This window comes from Microbacterium sp. NPDC055455 (genome assembly GCF_053619935.1).
The window spans coordinates 221,756-241,833 of the sequence record NZ_JBSHLB010000002.1 but is presented as its reverse complement, the minus strand read 5'-3'; the positions used below and the strand labels follow the sequence as shown (position 1 = coordinate 241,833).

Sequence of the window (20,078 nt, the reverse complement as noted above, 5' to 3'; positions counted from 1 at the left end):
GCATTTCGGGGATCCGAACGGCATGGGCCTTCAGCGGCCGGCGCCGCCTCCGCTGCGCGCAGCGCGTGACGTGCGCGTGGCGCGCAGCGTCTGACGTGCGGGTGGGCGGGCGCGTCAGGAGTGGACGCGCTTGCGGAGCACGTCGATGCGCGCCTGCAGCTGCGCCACCGTCGCGTGCGAGACCGCCGGTCCGCCGCAGATGCGCCGCAGCTCGGCGTGCACGAGCCCGTGTGCCTCGCCGGACTGCCGGGCGTAGAGGCCGACGAGGCTGTTGAGCAGCTGCCGCTGCTCCTTGAGCGTGCGGTGCAGCGCCTGCGGGAGCGCGGGCTCCTCGTCGGCGGTCTCCGAGCCGGGTTCGGCCCGGGCGGCGCGGGCCTCGCGGGCGGCGCGGTGGCGGGACTGCCGCGAGACACGGGACATCAGCACCTCGTGCACCTGGTCGGGCTCCAGAAGACCGGGGATGCCGAGGAACTCTTCCTCCTCAGGGGTGCCCGGAACGGCGAGCTGGCCGAACTCCTTGCCGTCGAACAGCACGCGGTCGAAGTGCGCGAGCGAGCCGAGCGCCTGATACGCGAACTCCTCGGTGAGCGCGTCGGACGCCTTGTCCTCGCGCTCCGCCGCGTCCATGAGGTCTTCTTCGGCGTTCCACTCGTCGTCGCCGTCGGAGTCGCGGTCGAGCGCGTGGTCGCGCTGTCGCTCCATCTCGCCCGCGAGGGCCAGCAGCTGCGGCACGTTGGGCAGGAACACGCTCGCCGTCTCGCCGCGGCGGCGCGCGCGCACGAAGCGTCCGATCGCCTGGGCGAAGAACAGCGGTGTGGAGGCGCTGGTGGCGTACACGCCGACGGCCAGGCGCGGCACGTCGACGCCCTCCGACACCATGCGCACCGCCACCATCCAGCGGCTGGTGCTCTGGGAGAACGCCTCGATGCGGCCCGACGCCTCCGCCTCGTCCGACAGGACCACCGTCGGCGGCTCGCCGGTCAGCTGGTGCAGGATCGCGGCGTAGGCGCGCGCGGCCGTCTGGTCGGTCGCGATGACCAGTCCGCCGGCGTCGGGCACGTGCTCGCGCACCTCGGTGAGCCTGCGGTCGGCCGAGCGCAGGACGGCGGGGATCCAGTCGCCCTCCGGGTCCAGCGCCGTGCGCCACGCCTGCGCGGTGATGTCCTTGGTGTTGTCCTGGCCGAGATGCGCCTCCATCTCGTCGCCGGTCTTCGTGCGCCACCGCATGTGCCCGGCGTAGACCATGAACATCACGGGGCGGACGACCCCGTCCTCGAGCGCGCGGCCATAGCCGTACGCGTAGTCGGTCCGCGAGACGCGGATGCCCTTCGCGTCGGGGTGGTACTCCACGAACGGGATGGGCGCGGTGTCGCTGCGGAACGGCGTGCCCGACAGCAGCAGGCGTCGCGTGGCGCGGCCGTACGCCTCGCGCAGGGCGTCGCCCCAGCTCAGCGCGTCGCCGCCGTGATGCACCTCGTCGAGGATCACGAGCGTCTGCGCGTCCATCGTGAGCCGCTGATGGACGGATGCCTTCACCGCGACCTGCGCGTAGGTCACGGCGACGCCGTGGTACTGGCGGGCCGGAGCCACGTGGCGGTTGCTGAACGCCGGGTCGAGCCGGATGCCCACGCGGGCCGCGGCATCCGCCCACTGCGTCTTCAGGTGCTCGGTCGGCGCGACGACGACGACGCGGTTCACGATGCGCCGGCGCAGCAGCTCGCTGGCAAGACGGAGGGCGAACGTCGTCTTGCCGGCGCCGGGGGTCGCCGCGGCGAGGAAATCGCGCGGTCCGCCCCCGGGGCCGTCGGGGCCGTCCAGCCCGAAGTACAGATCGAGGGCCTCGGCCTGCCACGCGCGCAGCCGCTGGGCCGTTCCCCATGGCGCGCGCTGCGGATAGGTCGGCGACAGGTGCTCGGCGGCGAAGCTGCCGATGTGGGGCTCGCCGTCGCGCGCGGGGCGCGGGTCGTGGTGCGGTTCGGTGAGTTCGGGCGGCGATTCGATCGTCGTTTCGTCCGTCACCGAATGCACCTCCCCCGTGGACAACGAGTCACCACGATAGACGACCGGGCCGACATCGTGGGTGCCACCTCACCGGATCCGAGGCATCCGTCCGCGTCCGCGGTGCGCGGTAGCCTGTGTGTCGGTCACGAGCCGAGGAACGGAACAGGGATGTCCACGACAGAAGACCCCCGCACTCCCCACGTCGCGAACGCCGGGCCCCACCCCTGGCGTCGCTATGTCGCGATCGGGGACTCGTTCACCGAGGGCGTGGGCGACCCGGAGCCGACCGCGCCCAACGGGTTCCGCGGGTGGGCCGACCGCGTCGCCGAGGTGCTGTCCGAGCAGGTGGAGGACTTCGCGTACGCGAACCTCGCGATCCGCGGGCGCCTCATCGGCCAGATCGTCGCGGAGCAGGTGGAGCCGGCGATCGCGCTCAAGCCCGACCTCGTGACGTTCTCGGCCGGCGGCAATGACGTCATCCGGCCGAACGGCGATCCCGATGCGATCGCGCAGCTCTTCGAGGACGCCGTCGTGCGCCTCTCACGCGACGGCGCGACGGTGGTCGTGTTCACGGGCATCGACACCGCCTTCACGCCTGTGTTCCGCGGCATCCGCGGGAAGGTCGCCATCTACAACGAGAACATCCGCGCGATCGCCGACAGGTACGACTGCGTCGTCGCCGATCAGTGGGCGCTGAAGGAGGTGCAGGACATGCGCTTCTTCGACGACGACCGCCTGCACTACAACGCGCTGGGGCATCACGAGGTCGCCCGCATGGTGCTGCGCGCCCTCGCCGTGCCGAACGACCTCCAGCCGATGCAGCCCGACCCCCTGCCCGTGCGCACGTGGCGCGAGGCCCGCGCGGTCGACTTCGTGTGGGCGCGGGAGTACCTCGTGCCGTGGGTGCTCCGGCGGGTCCGCCACCAGTCCTCGGGCGACACCGTCACGGCCAAGCGCCCTGACCCGCTGCCGATGATCGCGTCGGCGCCCCCGGGCGAGACGTCGGCGCTGCCGGCGCTGAGTCCGGATGCCGCCGCCGCGCGCGAAGAGGAGGCCTGACGTGGCGACGCACCTCATCACGGGCGCGGGATCGGGAATCGGGGCCGCCCTGGCCGAGCGGCTCGCCGAGCGGGGCGACGAGCTCTGGCTGCTCGCACGCGACGCAGGCCGGGCCGCGCAGCTGCGTGAGCGCTTCCCCGGGGCGCGGACGCTGGTCGGCGACCTCGCCGATCCGGGGCGCCTGTCGTGGGCCTTCAGCCACCAGAGCGTGCCGGGACGTCTGGACTCGCTGCTCCACGTCGCGGGCGTCGTCGAGCTCGGCGCGGTGGCCGACACCCCGGTGACGACCTGGCAGCACCAGCTCAACGTGAACGCCGTCGCGCCGGCCGAGCTGACGCGCCTCCTGCTTCCGGGTCTGCGCATCGCGCGGGGGAACGTGGTCTTCGTCAACTCCGGCGCCGGACTGCGGGTGAGCCCCGAGTGGGGCTCGTACGCGGCGAGCAAGTTCGCGGTCCGCGCGGTCGCCGACGCCCTTCGCGAGGAGGAGCGCGCCCACGGCCTGCGGGTCACGACGGTGTATCCCGGACGGACGGCGACGCCCATGCAGGAGAAGGTGCATCAGCAGGAGGGCGCCGACTACGACGCGACGAAGTGGATCGACCCCGCCTCGGTCGCGACGACGATCCTGGCGGCGCTCGACCTGCCGCGCGACGCCGACCTCACCGAGCTCACCGTCCGCCCCGGCGGCTGAGCCCGGTCTGCCGCGCGGGTGCTCCGGTCAGGGCCGGCGCAGCTCCCATAGCGCCACCGCGCTGGCCGCCGCGACGTTGAGCGAGTCCACGCCGCCGGCCATGGGGATGGTCACCACCGTGTCGGCGGCCTGCAGCGCGGCGCGCGACAGGCCGTCGCCCTCGGCGCCCAGCATCAGCGCCACTCGCTCGGGGCGCCGTGCGCTGTAGGCGTCCAGCGGCACCGCGTCGTCGGCCAGCGCGAGCGCGGCGAGCTCGAAGCCGACGTCGTGCAGCGCGGCGCGCGCCTCGCTCCACTCGGGCAGCCGCGTCCAGGGGACCTGGAACACCGTGCCCATGCTCACTCGGACGCTCCGCCGGTAGAGCGGATCGGCGCAGCGCGGGCTGATCAGCACGGCGTCGGCTCCGAGTCCCGCGGCCGCCCGGAAGATCGCGCCCACGTTGGTGTGGTCGACGATGTCCTCCAGCACGACGATCAGACGCGCCCCCGAGATCACGTCGGCGACCGGCGGCAGCGCGGGTCGATGCATCGACGCGAGCACCCCGCGGTGCACGGCGTACCCGGTCAGCGACTGCGCGACCTCCGCGGTGACGACGTGGATCGGCACATCGGCGTCGCCCACCAGGGCCTCGGCGTCGGACAGCCATTTGTCCTGCACGAGCACGGAGCGCGGCCGGTGTCCGGCCGCGAGCGCGCGCGAGATCACCTTGGCCGACTCGGCGATGTACAGACCGCCCTCGGGCTCGATGACGCGGCGCAGCGCGACGTCCGTGAGGTCGCGGTAGTCGGCGAGCCGCTCGTCGGCGGCGTCGGAGATCCAGGTCGCACCCATCGCGTCCCATCGTCGCACGGGCCCGGCGCTTCACCGGGCGACGCCGACCGCCGCCCAGGCGCGCGCGGTGATCGTGAACGCCCCCTCGCCGAGCTCGTCCCGCAGGGACCGCTCGAGCCGCGTGATCGCCGTCGCGTCGAGACCGGCGATGTAGCGGCCCGCCGGTCCGACGCCGAGGAGGAACGGCTGCCACCAGTCGTCGAAGCCGTCGAACGAGAGGGTGCTCTCGACGACCTGCTGGGTGACGTCGGCGAGCCCGGCACGCTCGAAGATCTCGACGAGCTGCCCCTCGGAGGCGCCGCTGAGCCCGCCTTCGCCGCGGGTGTCGGGGTCGAGCCGCTGCGCGACCCGCCAGAAGTCCGAGAGGGGGCCCCCTCCCCCGCCGTGGTCCCACACGCACGCCGAGACCAGTCCGCCCGTCGTCGTCACCCGCGCCATCTCCGCGACCCCGCGCACGGGATCCGTCATGAAGTGCACGACCAGCTGGGCGAGGGCCGCCCCGAACTCGCCGTCGTCGAACGGCAGCTCCTCGGCGCGGGCGACCCGGGCGTCCACGCCGCGGCACGCCTCGGCCGTGGCCGCCACGAACGCCGGCTCCGGGTCGACCGCGACGACGGCGTCCGCGCCGCGGCGCCGTACGAGCTCCGCCGTGAGCATGCCGGGACCGCAGCCGACGTCGAGCACCCGCGCATCGGGCGGGACGCCCACGAGCCCGGCGTCGGCGAAGGAGACCGCGAGCGGGGTCGAGAACCGGCCCATGAAGCGCGCGTAGGCCTCCGCGCTGACACCTCCGAAGCCGCCCACGCGCTCATCCTGGCACGGCGGCCGACGCCGTAACATCCCGGTAAAGCCCGGACCGTACACTCGACCGCGAAGGGGGTGCACCGTGACCTCGATGGCGACCGGACTGGACGCCCGCGCGACGGATGCCGTGGCGCAGGCGATCGCGACGCTCGCCGGGCGCCGCATCGCGGTGCTCACCGGTGCGGGCGTGTCGACCGACTCCGGCATCCCGGACTATCGCGGTGCGGGCGCGCCCGTGCGCACGCCCATGACCGCGGACCAGTTCCTCGCCAGCGACGCGTCCCGCCGCCGCTACTGGGTGGGCAGCCACCTCGGATGGAAGGCGTTCGCGGCGGCCGAGCCCAACCCGGGCCACCGCGCGATCGCCGACCTCGAGGCGCGGGGGCTCGCCACCGGCGTCGTCACGCAGAACGTCGACGGCCTGCACGTGCGGGCGGGCAGCCGGCGGGTCGTCGAGCTTCACGGCACGATGCGGCGGGTCTTCTGCACCCACTGCGGCCAGGTGTTCGACCGGCGGGACCTCGCGGCGCGCGTCGAGGACGACAACCCGTGGATCCGCGTGCCCGAGAACGTCCCGCTCGGGCCGGACGGAGACGTGCTCCCCGAGAGCACGGACGGCTTCCGCGTGCCCGATTGCAGCGTGTGCGGCGGCATGCTCAAGCCCGACGTGGTGTTCTTCGGCGAGTTCATCCCGGCCGGGAAGTTCCGCGAGGCCGAGCAGCTCGTGCACGCCAGTGAGGCGCTCGTCATCGCCGGCTCCTCGCTCGTCGTGAACTCCGGCATCCGGCTCCTCGAGCGCGCGCGGCGGCGCCGCCTGCCCGTGGTGATCGTGAACCGGGGGCAGACCAGGGCCGACAGCCGCGCCACGGTGAAGATCGACGCCGGCACCAGCGAGGTGCTGCGTCTCCTCGCGGACGGGCTGCCGGCGCTCGCCTGATGCCGCGCGGGTAGGCTCGAAGCGTGACCGCGCTGATCCTCATCCGCCACGGCGAGACCGATTGGAACCGCGACCGGCGCATCCAGGGGTCGACGGACATCCCCCTCAACGACAACGGACGTGCGCAGGCGCGCGCGACCGCCGCCGCCCTTCGGGAGCGCCTGTCCGGAGCCGACCAGCCCACGATCGTGTCGAGCGACCTCGCCCGCGCCCGCGAGACGGCCGAGATCATCGCCGGCGAGCTGGACCTCGCCGCGCCGCGGACCTATCGCGGTCTTCGCGAGCGCGCGTACGGGGAGGCAGAGGGGCTCGGCGTCGACGAGTTCCGCACGCGATGGGGCGACTGGTACACCGCCGAGGTGCCCGGCGCCGAACCGTGGCCGGACCTGCGCGAGCGGGGCATCGCCGCCCTCGGCCGTGCGGTGCGCGACCATCGCCGCGCGACGGCCCCCGTCGCGGCATCCCTCATCGTCGTGAGCCACGGCGCGCTCATCCGCGAGATCATCCGCCACGCGACGGCGGGCGAGCTGCCTCCGGAAGGCGAGCGCCTGCTCAACGGTTCGGCGCACGACTTCGTCTACGAGCGCGATCACCTGCGGCTCATCGCATACGCGGGCCTCGTGGCCTAGCCTCGATCCACCGCTCAGCCGTCTGCGCGCACCAGGATCCCGCGCGCGTGCCGCAGGACCGGCTCGTCCACCATGCGGCCCTCGTACGAGAACACCCCGCGCTCGCCGCGCGCCGCCTCCAGCACGCCGCGCGCCCACGCCACCGTCTTGTCGTCGGGGCGGTACGCATCGCGGATGATCGCCACCTGGCTCGGGTGGATGCAGGCCGTGGCGCGGAAGCCGGATGCCGCGGCATCCGCCGCCTCGATCGCCAGGCGCTTCACGTCGGCGATGTCGAGGTGCACGGCGTCGATCGCCGCCTTGCCGCGCGCGCCCGCCGCGAGCAGCACCTGCGCCCGCGCGTGGCGCGCGATGTCGCGATAGCGGCCGTTCGGCTTGCGGCTGGACGTGCCGCCGATGCTCGCGACGAGGTCTTCCGCCCCCCACATGAGCGCGGCGACGTTGCCGAGCGCCGCGATGCGATCGGCCTGCGCGACGCCCTTGGCCGTCTCGCACAGCGCGACGACCTCGAACCGGGCGTCGATCTTGGCGATCCGCTTGGGGGACTCGGCCTTGGCGACCATGATCCGCCGGTAGTCCGTCTGCGACAGCGTCGCGAGATCGGCGGCGAAGTCGCCCGTCTCGGGCGGGTTCACCCGCACGATGACGCGCGCCGGGTCCAGCTCCGACTCGATGAGGTGTCCGCGCGCGGCGGTCTTGTCGGCCGGCGCGACCGCGTCCTCGAGGTCGAGGATGACCCCGTCCGCGCGCTGCATGGCCTTGGCGTACCGCTCGGGCCGGTCGGCGGGGCAGAACAGCAGCGCGGGCCCCAGCTCGAAGGTCATGACGTCTCCCCCTCCGCCGGCACGGCGCCGGGCGGCTCGGCTGCGGATGGCGGAGCGCACCACATCAGCGCGGTCCGGGTCGCCTCCGCCACGATCTCGCCGTGCTGGTTGCGGCCGGTGTGGCGGAGCGTCACGATGCCCTGCCCGGGCCGCGAGGCCGAGAGCCGCTTGTCGACGACCTCCGACTCGGTGTACAGCGTGTCGCCGTGGAACAGCGGGGCCGGGAAGCGGACGTCGGTCAGTCCGAGCTGCGCCACGAGGGTGCCCTGCGTGATCTGGGTCACCGATGCGCCCACCATCGTCGCCAGCGTCCACATCGAGTTCATGACACGCTGCCCGAACGGCTGCGCGTCCGCGTACGCGGCATCCAGGTGCAGCGCCTGCGTGTTCATCGTCAGCGACGAGAACAGCACGTTGTCGGCCTCCGTCGCGGTGCGGCCGGGACGATGCAGGTACCGCGCGCCGACATCGAGCTCGTCGTAGTACAGCCCGCGCTGCACGATCGCCCGGGCGGCGCCGGCGTCGTGGGGGTCGGGGGTCACCTGTGCCACGCTACCCTCACGCGATGCCGAGCGCCCGGGCGATCACGAGGAGCTGCACCTCGTTGGTGCCCTCGCCGATCTCGAGGATCTTCGAGTCGCGGTAGTGCCGGGCCACCGGGTACTCGTTCATGAACCCGTTGCCTCCGAAGACCTGGGTGGCGTCGCGCGCGTTGTCCATGGCCGCATCGCTCGCGGTGAGCTTCGCGATCGCCGCCTGGGTCTTGAACGGCCTGCCGGCGTCGCGCAGCCGCGCCGCGTGGTGCCACGCGAGCCGGGCGAGGTGCACTCGCTGCTGCATCCGGGCGAGGAGGAACTGGATGCCCTGCCGCGTGGCGAGGGCCTCGCCGAACACCGTGCGCTTGCGCGCGTAGTCGACGGCGGCCTCGAGGCATCCCTCCGCCGCTCCCGTGGAGAGCGCGGCGATCGCGATGCGGCCCTCGTCGAGGATGTGCAGGAAGTTCGCGAAGCCGCGCCCGCGCTCGCCGAGGAGGTTCCCCTCGGGCACCCGCGCGTCCTGGAAGGTGAGCGGATGGGTGTCGGAGGCCCGCCAGCCCACCTTGTCGTAGCCCGGCTCCACCGTGAAGCCCGGCGTGCCGTTCGGCACGATGATGGTCGAGATCTCCTTGCGCCCGTCCGTCTCGCCGGTGACCGCGGTGACGGTGACGAATCGGGTGATGTCGGTGCCGGAGTTCGTGATGAACTGCTTCGACCCGTTGATCACCCACTCGCCGCCCTCCAGCCGCGCGGTCGTGCGGGTGGCGCCGGCGTCCGATCCCGCCTCCGGCTCGGTGAGGCCGAAGCCCGCCAGCGCACGGCCGGCGAGGAGGTCCGGAAGCAGCTGCTGCTTCTGCTCCTCGGTGCCGAACCGGAACACCGGCATCGCGCCGAGGCTCACCCCGGCCTCGAGGGTGATCGCGAGGGACTGATCGACCCTGCCCAGCGCCTCGATCGCGAGGCACAGCGCGAAGTAGTCGCCGCCCTGTCCGCCGTACTCCTCGGGGAACGGCAGGCCGAACAGCCCCAGCTCGCCCATCTGGGCGACGACGTCCATCGGCAGCGTGTGCGTGCGGTCGGCCTCGTACGAGCGGGGCGCGACCACCTCCTCGGCGAACTGCCGGGCCATCGCGGCGAGCTCGCGCTCGTCGTCGGTGATGTCGTAGGTGTCGTAGCCGTCCATGGTGCTCCTCGGGGGTGTCAGGGCGCGGTCGCAGGCGCCTCGTGGGCGTCCGCGTCGGGCTGTGCGGGATGGTCGAATGCCGCGCCCGCCGCGTCAGCGGCTGTCACGTGCGCGAGCGCCTGGTCGCGGCGCACCTGGTCGCCGACGCCCACGTCGACGCGCACCACGCCGTCGTGGGGCGCGAGGACAGGGTGCTCCATCTTCATGGCCTCGATGGTGACGATGCGGTCGCCCGTGGCGACATGAGCGCCGTCGGCGACGTGGACCGCGACGACGGCGCCCGGCATCGGTGCGCGCAGTTCGGGATCGGATGCCGCGGCCTCGCGTCGGCGGGCCGCCAGGCGGCGCTCCATCGCGGCGCGCCGGGTGAGCGGGCGGAGCGCCGTGGTGACCCCGTCGACGTGGACCCACAGCAGTCCGTCGGCGGCTGTCGCGAGCTCGACCCCCGGCGCAGCCGCGTGGCCGATGCGGAGGGCGCCGCGCGGGTCCGCTCCCGCGCCCACGACCGGTCCGGGCGCATCGGCCTCGGTGACGACGACCCCACCGTCGGAGGTCTCGAACGCGGCCGTCGCCGGCGCCGGCGGAGCGCCCATCCGCCACCCCGACAGCTCGTGCCACACCGCCCCGCTGCGTCGAGATCGCGCGTTCTCGCCGAACGACCACGTCCTCGGCGCCGAGGACGTGCTGTCTCGACGAGATGGTGCGATCTCGGCGTGAGCCCGGACGAACGACGCGGCAGCGCGGAGCGCGGTCGGGCCGGGCAGCGGAGCGACGAAGGCGGGCATGCGGTCGATGAGCCCGGTGTCCATGTCGCCGGTGCGCACCCCGTCGTCGGCGAGCAGCGTGCGGAGGAACGCGACGTTCGTGTCGAGCCCGAGCACGACGGTGTCGGCGAGCGCGGCGTCCAGGCGCGCGAGGGCGGTCGCACGATCCTCGCCGTGCGAGATGACCTTCGCGATCATCGGGTCGTAGTCGGCCGTGACGACGCTGCCCGTCTCGACGGCGGCATCCGTCCTCACCCCGGCGGCGGGCCGCCACGCGAGCACCTCGCCGGTCGCGGGCAGGAAGCCACGCTCCGGCGACTCGGCGTACACCCGCCCCTCGATCGCGTGGCCGTCGAGCCGCACGTCGTCCTGCGCGAACGACAGGGGCTCCCCCGCCGCGATCCGCAGCTGCTGCTCGACGAGGTCGAAGCCGGTCACGAGCTCGGTCACCGGGTGCTCGACCTGCAGCCGCGTGTTCATCTCGATGAAGAAGAACTCGTCCGGCCGGTCGGCGGCGACGAGGAACTCCACCGTCCCGGCGCCGACATAGTCGACGGATGCCGCGGCGGCGCAGGCCGCGGTGCCGAGGCGTGCGCGCGTGGCCGCGTCGACGGCGGGCGACGGCGCCTCCTCGATCACCTTCTGGTGCCGGCGCTGCAGCGTGCATTCGCGCTCGCCGAGGTGGACCACACCGCCGTGCCCATCGGCGAGCACCTGCACCTCGATGTGCCGGGGCCGCTCGATCAGGCGTTCGAGCAGCAGCGTGTCGTCGCCGAATGCGGCGAGCGCCACCCGTCTCGCGGTCGCGAGGGCGTCGGGCAGCTCTCCGGGAGAGCGCACGACCTGCATGCCCTTGCCGCCGCCGCCCGCGGACGGCTTGACCAGCAGCGGGTAGCCGGACCGTTCGGCGGCGACGGCGATCTCGGCATCCGTCATCTCCGCCGCGCTGAACCCGGGCACGGTCGGCACGCCGTGGCCCGCGACGTGCTCCTTCGCGCGGATCTTGTCGCCCATGACCTCGAGGGCTCGCTCGCCCGGGCCGATGAAGACGATGCCGGCCGCGGCGCAGGCCCGCGCGAACGCGACGTTCTCCGACAGGAACCCGTAGCCCGGGTGCACGGCCTGTGCGCCGGCGGCGATCGCCGCCTGCACGACGGCGTCGACGTCGAGGTACGAGCGCGCCGCCGCCGCGGGCCCGATGCGCACCGCGGCATCGGCCTCGCGCACGTGCGGCGCCCCGGCATCGGCGTCACTGAAGACGGCCACCGAGCGGATGCCGAGGCGGTGGAGCGTGCGGATCACCCGGCGCGCGATCTCGCCGCGGTTGGCGACCAGGACTGTTTCGAACATGGGTCTCACATCCGGAAGACGCCGAAGCGCGGTTCGGGAAGCGGCGTGCGCGACACGACGTCCAGGGCGAGGCCGAGGAGGTCGCGGGTGTCCAGCGGGTCGACGACGCCGTCGTCCCACAGGCGGGCCGTCGCATAGTAGGGATCGCCCTGCTGCTCGTACTGCGCGCGGATGGGAGCCTCGAACGCGGCCTGGTCCTCGGCCGGCCACTCCTCGCCGCGCGCCTCGATCTGATCGCGCTTGACGGTCGAGAGCACGGACGCGGCCTGGTTGCCGCCCATCACCGAGATGCGGCTCGCCGGCCAGGTCCACAGGAACCGCGGCGAGTACGCGCGACCGCACATCGAGTAGTTGCCCGCGCCGAAGGACCCGCCGATGACGACGGTGAGCTTGGGAACGCGGGTGGTCGCCACCGCGGTCACCATCTTCGCGCCGTCCTTCGCGATGCCCCCGGCCTCGGCATCCCGGCCCACCATGAAGCCCGAGATGTTCTGCAGGAACAGCAGCGGCACCCCGCGCTGGTCGCACAGCTCGATGAAGTGGGCGCCCTTCTGGGCCGACTCGCTGAACAGGACGCCGTTGTTCGCGACGACGCCGACGGGATGCCCGTGGACGCGGGCGAACCCGGTGACCAGCGTGTCGCCGTACTCGCGCTTGAACTCGTGGAACTCGCTGGCATCGACGAGGCGCGCGATGACCTCGCGCACGTCGTAGGGCTGGTTCACGTCGACCGGGACGACGCCGTACAGATCGGATGCCGCCACCGCCGGCTCCCGCGACGGCGCGACGTCCCACGCCGGCTCGGCGGGCCCGGGCAGCGTGGCGACGATGTCGCGCACGATCTCCAGCGCGTGCTCGTCGTCTTCGGCGAGGTGGTCCACGACGCCCGAGCGGCGGGCGTGCAACTCTCCCCCGCCGAGCTCCTCCGCCGTGACGACCTCGCCGATGGCCGCCTTCACCAGCGGCGGTCCGCCGAGGAAGATCGTGCCCTGATCCCGGACGATCACCGTCTCGTCGCTCATCGCGGGCACGTAGGCGCCCCCGGCCGTGCACGAGCCGAGCACGGCGGCGATCTGCGGGATGCCGGCGGCCGACAGCCGCGCCTGATTGAAGAAGATGCGCCCGAAGTGATCGCGGTCGGGGAACACCTCGTCCTGCATCGGCAGATACGCCCCGCCGGAGTCGACGAGGTAGATGCACGGGAGCCGGTTCTCGAGCGCGATCTCCTGCGCGCGCAGGTGCTTCTTGACCGTGAGCGGGTAGTAGGTGCCGCCCTTCACCGTCGCGTCGTTGCACACCACCATGACGTGGCGCCCCTGCACCAGCCCGATGCCGGCGATCACCCCGGCGGCGGGGGCGTCGCCGTCGTAGAGGCCCTCGGCGGCGAGGGGCGCGACCTCGACGAAGGGACTCCCCTCGTCGAGCAGGCGCGCGACCCGGTCGCGCGGCAGCAGCTTGCCGCGGGCGACGTGGCGCTCCCGCGAGGCGGGAGGTCCGCCGAGGGACGCCGCCGCCAGCCGCTCGCGCAGCTGCTCCGCCAGCTCCCGCTGGGCGTCTCGCGTGCGCGTGAACCCCTCGTCGTGCACCGCGGCGGTGGTCAGCACGCTCATCTCGCCCTCCGTGTCATCCCCGTCGACGTCACGATCGGATCACGCCGGTTGTCCGGACGCGATCGGATTGGTTAGTGTTCACTAACTGAGCTTTAGGTTAGCGGTTGTTAACTCGAACGACAAGCGGAGTGCGGAGATGACGAGCGGCGCCACCGACCGCGAACGCGCGAAGGCAGACCGGCACGCGGCGATCCTCCACGAGGCCGCCGCCCTCTTTGCCGAGCGCGGGTTCAGCGGCGTGAGCCTCGAGGACATCGGCGGCGCCGTCGGCGTGAGCGGCCCCGCGCTGTACCGGCACTTCGCCAACAAGCAGGCGCTGCTGGGCGCCATCCTCGTCGAGGTGAGCGAGCGCCTGCTCGCCGGCGGGCGGGAGGTCCTCGCCGCGCACGACGACCCCGTCGCCCAGCTCGACGCGATCATCGACTTCCACGTCGAGTTCGCCCTCCGCGACGCCGACGTCATCCGCGTGCAGGACCGCGATCTGGCGAGCCTCAGCGACGCCGATCGCCACACCGTGCGGCGACTGCAGCGCGAGTACGTCGAGGTGTGGATCGGCATCCTCGCCGCCGTGCATCCCGATCGCGACGAGGACGACCTCCGCGTCCGCGCCCACGCCTGCTTCGGCCTCATCAACTCGACGCCGCACACCGTGCGCGCGACCCGCTCACGGCCCGGCGCCGGGGACGTGCGCGGCATCCTCCGCACGATGGCGCAGGCCTCCCTCACGGCCTGAGCCGCGGAAGGCCCTAGTCTGGACCCACCATGGCGGGGCATGGGCACGACGACGACGGCGGGGCGGGCCGCGTCGAGGCCACCGAGACGCCCGCGACTCCGCCTGCGCCCGAAGCGCTCGATCAGAGCTCCCGCCGCGACTTCCTGAAGCTCGGCGGCATCGCCGCCGCGGGACTCGTCGTCGGCGGCGGCGTCGGAGCGGCCGCCAGCGCCGCGATCGGACACGCGGTCGGCTACCGGGAGGGCTCGCTCGACCTCGGCGCCGTCGCGCCGCGATCCGAGCCGGGCTTCGACCACATCGTCGTCCTGATGGGCGAGAACCGGTCTTTCGACAATCTCCTCGGCTGGCTCTACACGCCCGATACGATGCCGGACGGCGAGACGTTCGACGGGCTGGCGTTCGGCGACTACGCCAACATCGCGCCCTCCGGCGAGCGCGTGAGCGTGCACGCGTACTCGGGCCAGACCGACGACGTCATGGCGCGCCCCGACCCGGACCCCGGCGAGGAGTTCCCGCACGTCAACACGCAGCTGTTCGGCACGGTGCACCCCGCGGGCAACGCCGCCAGCCAGGTCGGCGACATGGTGGCGCCGTTCAACGCGCCGTCCTCGGGCACGGCCGCGACCATGGAGGGCTTCCTCCGCGACTACTGGAACAACCTGATGCGGCTGCGGCACGGCAAGGCGCCGACCCTCGACGAGGCGTCGCACATCATGGGCGGCTTCTCGCCCGAGCAGCTCCCGGTGCTGTCGACGCTGGCCAGGGGCTTCGCCGTCTTCGACGCGTGGTTCGCCGCCGTGCCGTCGCAGACGTACTGCAACCGATCGTTCTTCCACGCCTCCACCTCGCACGGGTACGTCACCAACAAGCACGGCGGCGGCTACGACAAGTGGCTCGACGCCGATGCGGCGCCGACGATCTTCAACCGGCTCGAGGACGCCGGGGTGTCCTGGAAGGTGTACTTCGACGAGATGCAGCTCGTCTCGCTCACCGGCATCCTCCACGCTCCGGTGCTGGAGGAGTACTGGCGGACCGGGCGGTTCGGGCACATGTCGGAGTTCTACGACGATGCCGCCGCCGGCCGCCTCCCGGCGTACTCCTTCATCGAGCCCCGGCTGGTCTACAACCACAACGACTTCCACCCGCCGTTCGGGACGCTTCGCGAGAGCGACGTCGAGGGCGAGGACGTCATCGACTCCGCCGTGTCCGACGTGCGCAACGGCGAGAAGCTCGTCGCCGACGTCTACAACGCCGTGAAGACGTCCGCAGCGCCGGACGGATCGAACGCGATGAACACGCTCCTGCTCATCACCTTCGACGAGCACGGCGGCACGTACGACCACGTCCCTCCTCCCCCCGCCACGCCGCCGGTCGCCGACGACGCTCCGGGCGAGATGGGCTTCGCCTTCGACCGGCTCGGGGTGCGCGTCCCGGCGATCGCCGTGTCGGCCTACACGCGCGCGGGGACCGTCGTCCACGACGAGATGCACCACGCCGCCGTGATCGCGACGCTCGCACGCCTGCACGGGCTCCGCCCGCTCACGCGCCGCGACGCCGAGGCGAACGACCTCTTCTCGATCGTCAACCTCGACGCGCCGCGCGACCCGGCGACCTGGCCCGTCGTGCACGCGATGTACGTGCCGCCGAACCCGCACGAGGACGAGGCATCCGACCTGAAGGACGGCCCCCACAGGCACAAGCCGCTCAGCCCGCCGGGCCGCGGCCTCCTCGGCCTGCTGCTTGCGAAGTACGGACCGCCCGGCGCCCCGGAGCCGCAGAGCTACGCGGAGGCGTTCGACGTGCTGCAGAAGCACGGCCTCGGGCTGTTCTATCCCAAGACCCCGTGAACGGATGCCGCCACCGGCGACGCCGCTGCGCGGCAGGCCTCCGGCGGCGGCAGACCGCTCACTGCAGGAGCATCGCCCTCCCCGGCTCACGGAGGATGTCGGCCACCTCCACGAGGAACCGGGACCCCTGCTCCCCGTCGACGAGACGGTGGTCGAACGACAGCGCCAGCGTCATCACGTCGCGCAGCGCGATCTCACCGCGGTGCTCCCACGGCTGGCGCCTCACCGCCCCCAGCGCGAGGATTCCGGCCTCGCCCGGGTTGATGATCGGGGTGCCCGCATCCACCCCGAACACGCCGACGTTCGTGATCGAGAAGGTGCCGCCCATCATGTCGGCGGGTGCCGTCTTGCCGGCGCGCGCGGTCTCGGCGAGAGCCCGGATCGCGTCGGCGAGCTCGGCCAGATTCAGCTCCTGCGCGTCGCGGATGTTCGGCACCACCAGGCCGCGGCCGGTGGCGGCCGCGATGCCGAGGTTGACGTAGTGGTGCTCGACGATCTCGCCGGCCTGCTCGTCCCAGCGGGAGTTCAGTCCCGGGTGCCGCGCGAGTGCCAGGCAAACGGCCTTGGCGGCGACGGCCATGATGCCGATCCGGTGCTCCTGCAGTGCCCGGTCCGCCTTCAGCGAGGCGATGAACTCGCTCGTCGCGGTCACGTCGGCGGTGAGGAACGTCGTGACGTGCGGCGCGGTGAAGGCGCTGCGCACCATGGCGTCGGCGGTGAGCCGGCGCACCCCGCGGATCGGGGTGCGCGTGGTCCGTTCGCCGGCGGCGACGGGGCGCGGCGGCTCGAACGCCTCGACCGGCTCGGCGGCGGCCGGCTCGGCGGCGACCGCCCCGACCCGCGTCGCATACGCCTCGACGTCGGCCCGCGTGATCACGCCCGACGCCCCCGTGGCCTCCACGAGGGCCAGGTCGATGCCCAGCTGCTTGGCGTACTTGCGCACCGGCGGCGTCGAGCGCGGCCGCTCGATCGGGCGCTCGACGTCGCCGAGCTGGATGGCGTCGTGCGGCGCCGCCTCGAGCACCGCCGTGTCGGACGCCGCGGCGGCCGAGGCGGCGACGCGCGCACGGCGCTGCGGGCGGGCGGAGCCTCGCGGGGCCGCGCCGTACCCGACGAGGTTCGGCTGGCCCTGCTCGGCCGCCTCAACCGGCTCCGGCCGCCGTGACGCCTCGACCGCGGGGGCCGAGGTGTCGGGGTGCACGACGCCGGCCTCCTGGGCGGGCGCCGAGGGCGAGGCATCCGTCGCCGCGGTGTCGAAGGAGATGAGCACCGATCCGACGGCGATGACGTCGCCGGGCTCGGCGTGGAGCGCCGTGACGGTGCCGGCGTGCGGCGACGGCAGCTCGACGACCGCCTTCGCGGTCTCGACCTCGGCGATCGTCTGGTTGAGCGTCACGGTGTCACCCACCGCGACCATCCACTGCACCAGCTCGGCCTCGGGCAGGCCTTCGCCCAGATCGGGGAGTCGGAAGTCCTGGGTCATGAGTCCAGCACCCCCGAGAGGCTGTTCGGGCGGTCCATCACGCGATCGACGGCGTCGAGGATGCGGTCGAGGTCGGGAAGGTGGTGCTTCTCCAGCTTCGCGGGCGGGTAGGGGATGTCGTGCCCGGTGACGCGCTGCGGCGCGGCCTCGAGGTAGTTGAAGCAGCGCTCGGTCACGCTCGCGATCAGCTCGGCGCCCACGCCCGCCTCGCGCGCGGCCTCGTGCGTGACGACGACCCGGCCGGTCTTGCGGACGGATGCCGTCACGGTGCGGTAGTCCACCGGCGAGATCGAACGCAGGTCGATCACCTCGATCGAGACGCCGTCGTCCTCGGCCGCGGTGGCGGCGTCGAGGGCGGTCCCGACCTGCGAGCCGTACGTCAGCAGCGTCACGTCGCTCCCCTCCCGCGCGACGCGCGCGAGGCCCATCGGCGGCGCATCGGCGAGCTGCACGTCCAGATCGACCTCGCCCTTGGAGTGGTACAGGCGCTTCGGCTCGAAGTAGACCACGGGGTCGTCGGAGGCGATCGCCTGGCGCAGCATGACGTACGCGTCCTGCGGATTGGACACGGCGATCACCCGGAGGCCGGAGGTGTGGACGAAGTAGGCCTCGGGGGACTCGGAGTGATGCTCGGCTGCGCCGACGCCCCCCGCCCAGGGGATGCGGATCGTGATCGGCATCGTCACGTTGCCGCGGGTGCGGTAGTGGAGCTTGGCCACCTGGCACACGATCTGGTCGAACGCCGGATACACGAACCCGTCGAACTGGATCTCGACGACCGGACGGTAGCCGCGGAACGCGAGGCCGACGGCCGTGCCCATGATGCCCGCCTCGGCCAGCGGTGTGTCGACCACGCGCTGCGCGCCGAACTCGGCCTGCAGACCGTCGGTGATGCGGAACACGCCGCCGAGCTTCCCGATGTCCTCGCCCATCACGAGCACCTTCGGGTCGTCGGCCATCGCACGGCGGAGCCCTTCGTTGATGGCCTTGGCCATCGTCAGCTGCACCATCGTCACGCCCCCTCTGCCGCCGGGGCGAACCCGTCGAGGTAGGCGCCGAACCACTCGCGCTGCTCGTCGATGCCCGAATGGGGCTCGGCGTAGACGTCGTCCAGGACGGTGATCGGCGCGCGCGTCGAGGCGGTCATGACGGCCTCGCGCACCGAGGCGGCCAGGGCGTCGGCGTCGGCCTCGACGCTCGCGACGAAGGCCTCGTCGAACTCGCCCTGTGTCCGAAGCAGCGCCTCGACGCGGGAGATCGGGTCGCGGCGGCGCCACTTCTCGACCTCCTCCTTGTCGCGGTAGCGCGTGGGGTCGTCCGACGTGGTGTGCGGTCCCATGCGATATGTGACGGCCTCGATGAAGGCCGGTCCGTTCCCGCGGCGCGCGTTGTCGATCGCCCAGCGCATGGCGGCGAGGCACGCGAGGACGTCATTGCCGTCGATGCGCATGCTCGGGATGCCGAAGCCCGGCGCGCGGCCGGCGATCGGGAACTTCGCCTGCACGGTGACGGGCTCGGAGATCGCCCACTGGTTGTTGGTGCAGACGAAGACGACCGGTGCGCCGAAGGACGACGCGAAGACCATCGCCTCGTTGACGTCGCCCTGGCTGGACGCGCCGTCGCCGAAGTACGCGACGGAGACCTGGTCGGTGCCGTCGCGCTGGATGCCCATCGCGTACCCGACGGCGTGGAGCGCCTGCGCGCCGATGATGATCTGCTGGGTCGCCGTGTTGAGCTCGTACGGGTTGTAGGTGGAGTGCTCCTCGCCGCGCCAGGCGAGGACGAAGTCGGAGGGCTTTCCGCCGCGCGCGTACACCACGCCCGTCTCGCGGTAGCTCGGGAAGGCGAAGTCGTCGGCGCGGAGCGCTCTGGCGGTGCCGATCTGCGTGGCCTCCTGGCCCTGGCACGGCGGCCAGAGAGCCAGCTGGCCCTGGCGCTGCAGGGCCACGCCCTCCGTGTCGATGCGCCGGAGCAGGACCATGTCCCGGTACAGGCCGCGCAGCGCGGCCGCGTCGACGTCGGCCACCCAGCGGTCCAGTTCGGGGTCGGCGATGCGCTCGCCGTCGGGGGTGAGCAGCCGCGCGACATCGTCGATGTCGGTGGCGAGATCCGCTGTCGGGGTCAGGGTGTGCGTCATCGTCATCACTCCTCGTTGCGGGCCCCCTCGTGAGGAGCCGCTTCGCGTGCGCCGGCTTCGTCGCCGACTGATTCGAGGCTACGTCCGCCAGGCACCTCGCTCAAGCATCTGCGTTCGACTTGAGCATGTTGACAACTATCACCCCCCGGAGGCGTGCTAACGTTTCGCACTATGGGTGCCCTCGATCACGTCGACCTGGAGCTTCTCGCCGCGCTCTCCGCGGACCCCCGCGCGACCGTCGTCGCCCTCGCGGAGCGGCTCGGACTGTCGCGCAACACCGTGCAGGCGAGGATGGCCCGGCTCGAGCGCGCGGGCGTCTTCCTCTCGTACGAGCGCGCCATCTCCTCCGCCTCGCTCGGCTTTCCCATCGAGGCGTTCATCAGCGTCATCGTGCGCCAGGCGGATCTGCCCCGCATCGCAGTGGAGCTCGCGCGCGTGCCGGAGGTCGTCCAGGCGCACGGCCTGTCGGGTCAGGTCGACCTGCTGGTGCGGGTCGCGTGCCGCGACACGCAGCACCTCTTCGACACCGACGCCCGCATCCTCGCGATCGAGGGCGTCGAGCGCACCGAGACCTCGCTCGTCATGGGCGAGGTCATCCCCCACCGCGTCACGCCGCTGATGGAGCTCGCGCGACGCGAGTGATCGCCGGCGAAGGCGCG

18 protein-coding genes are annotated in these 20,078 nt (G+C 72.8%); 7 read left to right on the top strand and 11 right to left on the bottom strand.

From position 1 onward, the window contains the following. Window positions 1-114 precede the first annotated feature (114 nt). On the bottom strand, window positions 115-1,932 hold the full coding sequence (locus ACWGUG_RS07525) for a DEAD/DEAH box helicase (protein WP_336398056.1): 1,818 nt from the start codon (window positions 1,930-1,932) through the stop codon (window positions 115-117). 237 nt (window positions 1,933-2,169) lie between these two features. Between ACWGUG_RS07525 and ACWGUG_RS07520 the strand changes: the two genes are divergently transcribed. Continuing rightward, complete coding sequence (locus ACWGUG_RS07520) at window positions 2,170-3,060, top strand: SGNH/GDSL hydrolase family protein (protein WP_336397910.1); 891 nt, start codon at window positions 2,170-2,172, stop codon at window positions 3,058-3,060. A 1-nt stretch (window position 3,061) separates the two neighbouring features. After that, a complete protein-coding gene (locus ACWGUG_RS07515; RefSeq protein WP_452324335.1) occupies window positions 3,062-3,751 on the top strand; it encodes an SDR family oxidoreductase in 690 nt (229 codons plus the stop codon). 27 nt (window positions 3,752-3,778) lie between these two features. On the opposite strand, the gene ACWGUG_RS07510 is transcribed toward ACWGUG_RS07515, so the two are convergent. Beyond that, on the bottom strand, window positions 3,779-4,582 hold the full coding sequence (locus ACWGUG_RS07510; RefSeq protein WP_452324334.1) for a TrmH family RNA methyltransferase: 804 nt from the start codon (window positions 4,580-4,582) through the stop codon (window positions 3,779-3,781). 30 nt (window positions 4,583-4,612) lie between these two features. Then, on the bottom strand, window positions 4,613-5,386 hold the full coding sequence (locus tag ACWGUG_RS07505) for a class I SAM-dependent methyltransferase (protein WP_452324333.1): 774 nt from the start codon (window positions 5,384-5,386) through the stop codon (window positions 4,613-4,615). 91 nt (window positions 5,387-5,477) lie between these two features. Here ACWGUG_RS07505 and ACWGUG_RS07500 point away from each other — a divergent pair, with 91 nt between their 5' ends. Then, window positions 5,478-6,323, top strand: a complete 846-nt coding sequence (locus ACWGUG_RS07500; protein ID WP_378881292.1) for a Sir2 family NAD-dependent protein deacetylase — start codon at window positions 5,478-5,480, stop codon at window positions 6,321-6,323. A 23-nt stretch (window positions 6,324-6,346) separates the two neighbouring features. Continuing rightward, a complete protein-coding gene (locus tag ACWGUG_RS07495; protein WP_452324332.1) occupies window positions 6,347-6,952 on the top strand; it encodes a histidine phosphatase family protein in 606 nt (201 codons plus the stop codon). A gap of 14 nt (window positions 6,953-6,966) precedes the next feature. On the opposite strand, the gene ACWGUG_RS07490 is transcribed toward ACWGUG_RS07495, so the two are convergent. Genes ACWGUG_RS07490 through ACWGUG_RS07470 form a run of 5 tightly spaced genes read right to left on the bottom strand, consistent with a single transcriptional unit; the run spans window position 6,967 to window position 13,219 of the window. Beyond that, complete coding sequence (locus ACWGUG_RS07490; RefSeq protein ID WP_378880681.1) at window positions 6,967-7,776, bottom strand: HpcH/HpaI aldolase/citrate lyase family protein; 810 nt, start codon at window positions 7,774-7,776, stop codon at window positions 6,967-6,969. After that, a complete protein-coding gene (locus tag ACWGUG_RS07485; RefSeq protein ID WP_452324331.1) occupies window positions 7,773-8,318 on the bottom strand; it encodes a MaoC family dehydratase in 546 nt (181 codons plus the stop codon). Before ACWGUG_RS07485 ends, ACWGUG_RS07490 begins: the two co-directional genes overlap by 4 nt. 16 nt (window positions 8,319-8,334) lie before the next feature. After that, window positions 8,335-9,495, bottom strand: coding sequence for an acyl-CoA dehydrogenase family protein (locus ACWGUG_RS07480; RefSeq protein WP_336397902.1), 1,161 nt, complete (start codon window positions 9,493-9,495; stop codon window positions 8,335-8,337). A gap of 17 nt (window positions 9,496-9,512) precedes the next feature. Beyond that, window positions 9,513-11,609, bottom strand: a complete 2,097-nt coding sequence (locus ACWGUG_RS07475; protein ID WP_452324330.1) for an acetyl/propionyl/methylcrotonyl-CoA carboxylase subunit alpha — start codon at window positions 11,607-11,609, stop codon at window positions 9,513-9,515. Window positions 11,610-11,614: 5 nt separating this feature from the next. Further along, a complete protein-coding gene (locus tag ACWGUG_RS07470) occupies window positions 11,615-13,219 on the bottom strand; it encodes a carboxyl transferase domain-containing protein (RefSeq protein ID WP_452324329.1) in 1,605 nt (534 codons plus the stop codon). 136 nt (window positions 13,220-13,355) lie between these two features. Here ACWGUG_RS07470 and ACWGUG_RS07465 point away from each other — a divergent pair, with 136 nt between their 5' ends. Continuing rightward, on the top strand, window positions 13,356-13,952 hold the full coding sequence (locus ACWGUG_RS07465; protein WP_452324328.1) for an SACE_7040 family transcriptional regulator: 597 nt from the start codon (window positions 13,356-13,358) through the stop codon (window positions 13,950-13,952). A 29-nt stretch (window positions 13,953-13,981) separates the two neighbouring features. After that, the gene (locus ACWGUG_RS07460) at window positions 13,982-15,799 is read left to right on the top strand and encodes an alkaline phosphatase family protein (protein ID WP_452324327.1); all 1,818 of its coding nucleotides are present in this window, start codon (window positions 13,982-13,984) and stop codon (window positions 15,797-15,799) included. A gap of 58 nt (window positions 15,800-15,857) precedes the next feature. On the opposite strand, the gene ACWGUG_RS07455 is transcribed toward ACWGUG_RS07460, so the two are convergent. The 3 genes from ACWGUG_RS07455 to pdhA are packed head-to-tail and all read right to left on the bottom strand — an operon-like array spanning window position 15,858 to window position 19,425. Then, entirely contained in the window at window positions 15,858-17,282 is a 1,425-nt protein-coding gene (locus tag ACWGUG_RS07455; protein ID WP_452324326.1) for a dihydrolipoamide acetyltransferase family protein, read from the bottom strand. Next, the gene (locus ACWGUG_RS07450; protein ID WP_336397896.1) at window positions 17,279-18,292 is read right to left on the bottom strand and encodes an alpha-ketoacid dehydrogenase subunit beta; all 1,014 of its coding nucleotides are present in this window, start codon (window positions 18,290-18,292) and stop codon (window positions 17,279-17,281) included. Before ACWGUG_RS07450 ends, ACWGUG_RS07455 begins: the two co-directional genes overlap by 4 nt. Window positions 18,293-18,294: 2 nt before the next feature. After that, entirely contained in the window at window positions 18,295-19,425 is a 1,131-nt protein-coding gene (gene pdhA / locus ACWGUG_RS07445) for a pyruvate dehydrogenase (acetyl-transferring) E1 component subunit alpha (RefSeq protein WP_452324325.1), read from the bottom strand. Between the two features lie 165 nt (window positions 19,426-19,590). Here pdhA and ACWGUG_RS07440 point away from each other — a divergent pair, with 165 nt between their 5' ends. Continuing rightward, window positions 19,591-20,061 carry an Lrp/AsnC family transcriptional regulator gene (locus ACWGUG_RS07440; protein ID WP_336397894.1) on the top strand — a complete coding sequence of 157 codons (471 nt, stop codon included), beginning with the start codon at window positions 19,591-19,593 and terminating at the stop codon, window positions 20,059-20,061. Window positions 20,062-20,078: the final 17 nt, after the last annotated feature.

What these genes read in the sequence shown, in the direction of transcription:
- ACWGUG_RS07450 (WP_336397896.1), bottom strand. Translation starts at nt 18,292, where the DNA reads ATGGTGCAGCTGACGATGGCCAAGGCCATCAACGAAGGGCTCCGCCGT.
- ACWGUG_RS07480 (WP_336397902.1), bottom strand. Translation starts at nt 9,495, where the DNA reads ATGGACGGCTACGACACCTACGACATCACCGACGACGAGCGCGAGCTC.
- ACWGUG_RS07460 (WP_452324327.1), top strand. Translation starts at nt 13,982, where the DNA reads ATGGCGGGGCATGGGCACGACGACGACGGCGGGGCGGGCCGCGTCGAG.
- ACWGUG_RS07500 (WP_378881292.1), top strand. Translation starts at nt 5,478, where the DNA reads ATGGCGACCGGACTGGACGCCCGCGCGACGGATGCCGTGGCGCAGGCG.
- ACWGUG_RS07470 (WP_452324329.1), bottom strand. Translation starts at nt 13,219, where the DNA reads ATGAGCGTGCTGACCACCGCCGCGGTGCACGACGAGGGGTTCACGCGC.
- ACWGUG_RS07510 (WP_452324334.1), bottom strand. Translation starts at nt 4,582, where the DNA reads ATGGGTGCGACCTGGATCTCCGACGCCGCCGACGAGCGGCTCGCCGAC.
- ACWGUG_RS07440 (WP_336397894.1), top strand. Translation starts at nt 19,591, where the DNA reads ATGGGTGCCCTCGATCACGTCGACCTGGAGCTTCTCGCCGCGCTCTCC.
- pdhA (WP_452324325.1), bottom strand. Translation starts at nt 19,425, where the DNA reads ATGACGATGACGCACACCCTGACCCCGACAGCGGATCTCGCCACCGAC.
- ACWGUG_RS07455 (WP_452324326.1), bottom strand. Translation starts at nt 17,282, where the DNA reads ATGACCCAGGACTTCCGACTCCCCGATCTGGGCGAAGGCCTGCCCGAG.
- ACWGUG_RS07465 (WP_452324328.1), top strand. Translation starts at nt 13,356, where the DNA reads ATGACGAGCGGCGCCACCGACCGCGAACGCGCGAAGGCAGACCGGCAC.
- ACWGUG_RS07475 (WP_452324330.1), bottom strand. Translation starts at nt 11,609, where the DNA reads ATGTTCGAAACAGTCCTGGTCGCCAACCGCGGCGAGATCGCGCGCCGG.
- ACWGUG_RS07490 (WP_378880681.1), bottom strand. Translation starts at nt 7,776, where the DNA reads ATGACCTTCGAGCTGGGGCCCGCGCTGCTGTTCTGCCCCGCCGACCGG.
- ACWGUG_RS07520 (WP_336397910.1), top strand. Translation starts at nt 2,170, where the DNA reads ATGTCCACGACAGAAGACCCCCGCACTCCCCACGTCGCGAACGCCGGG.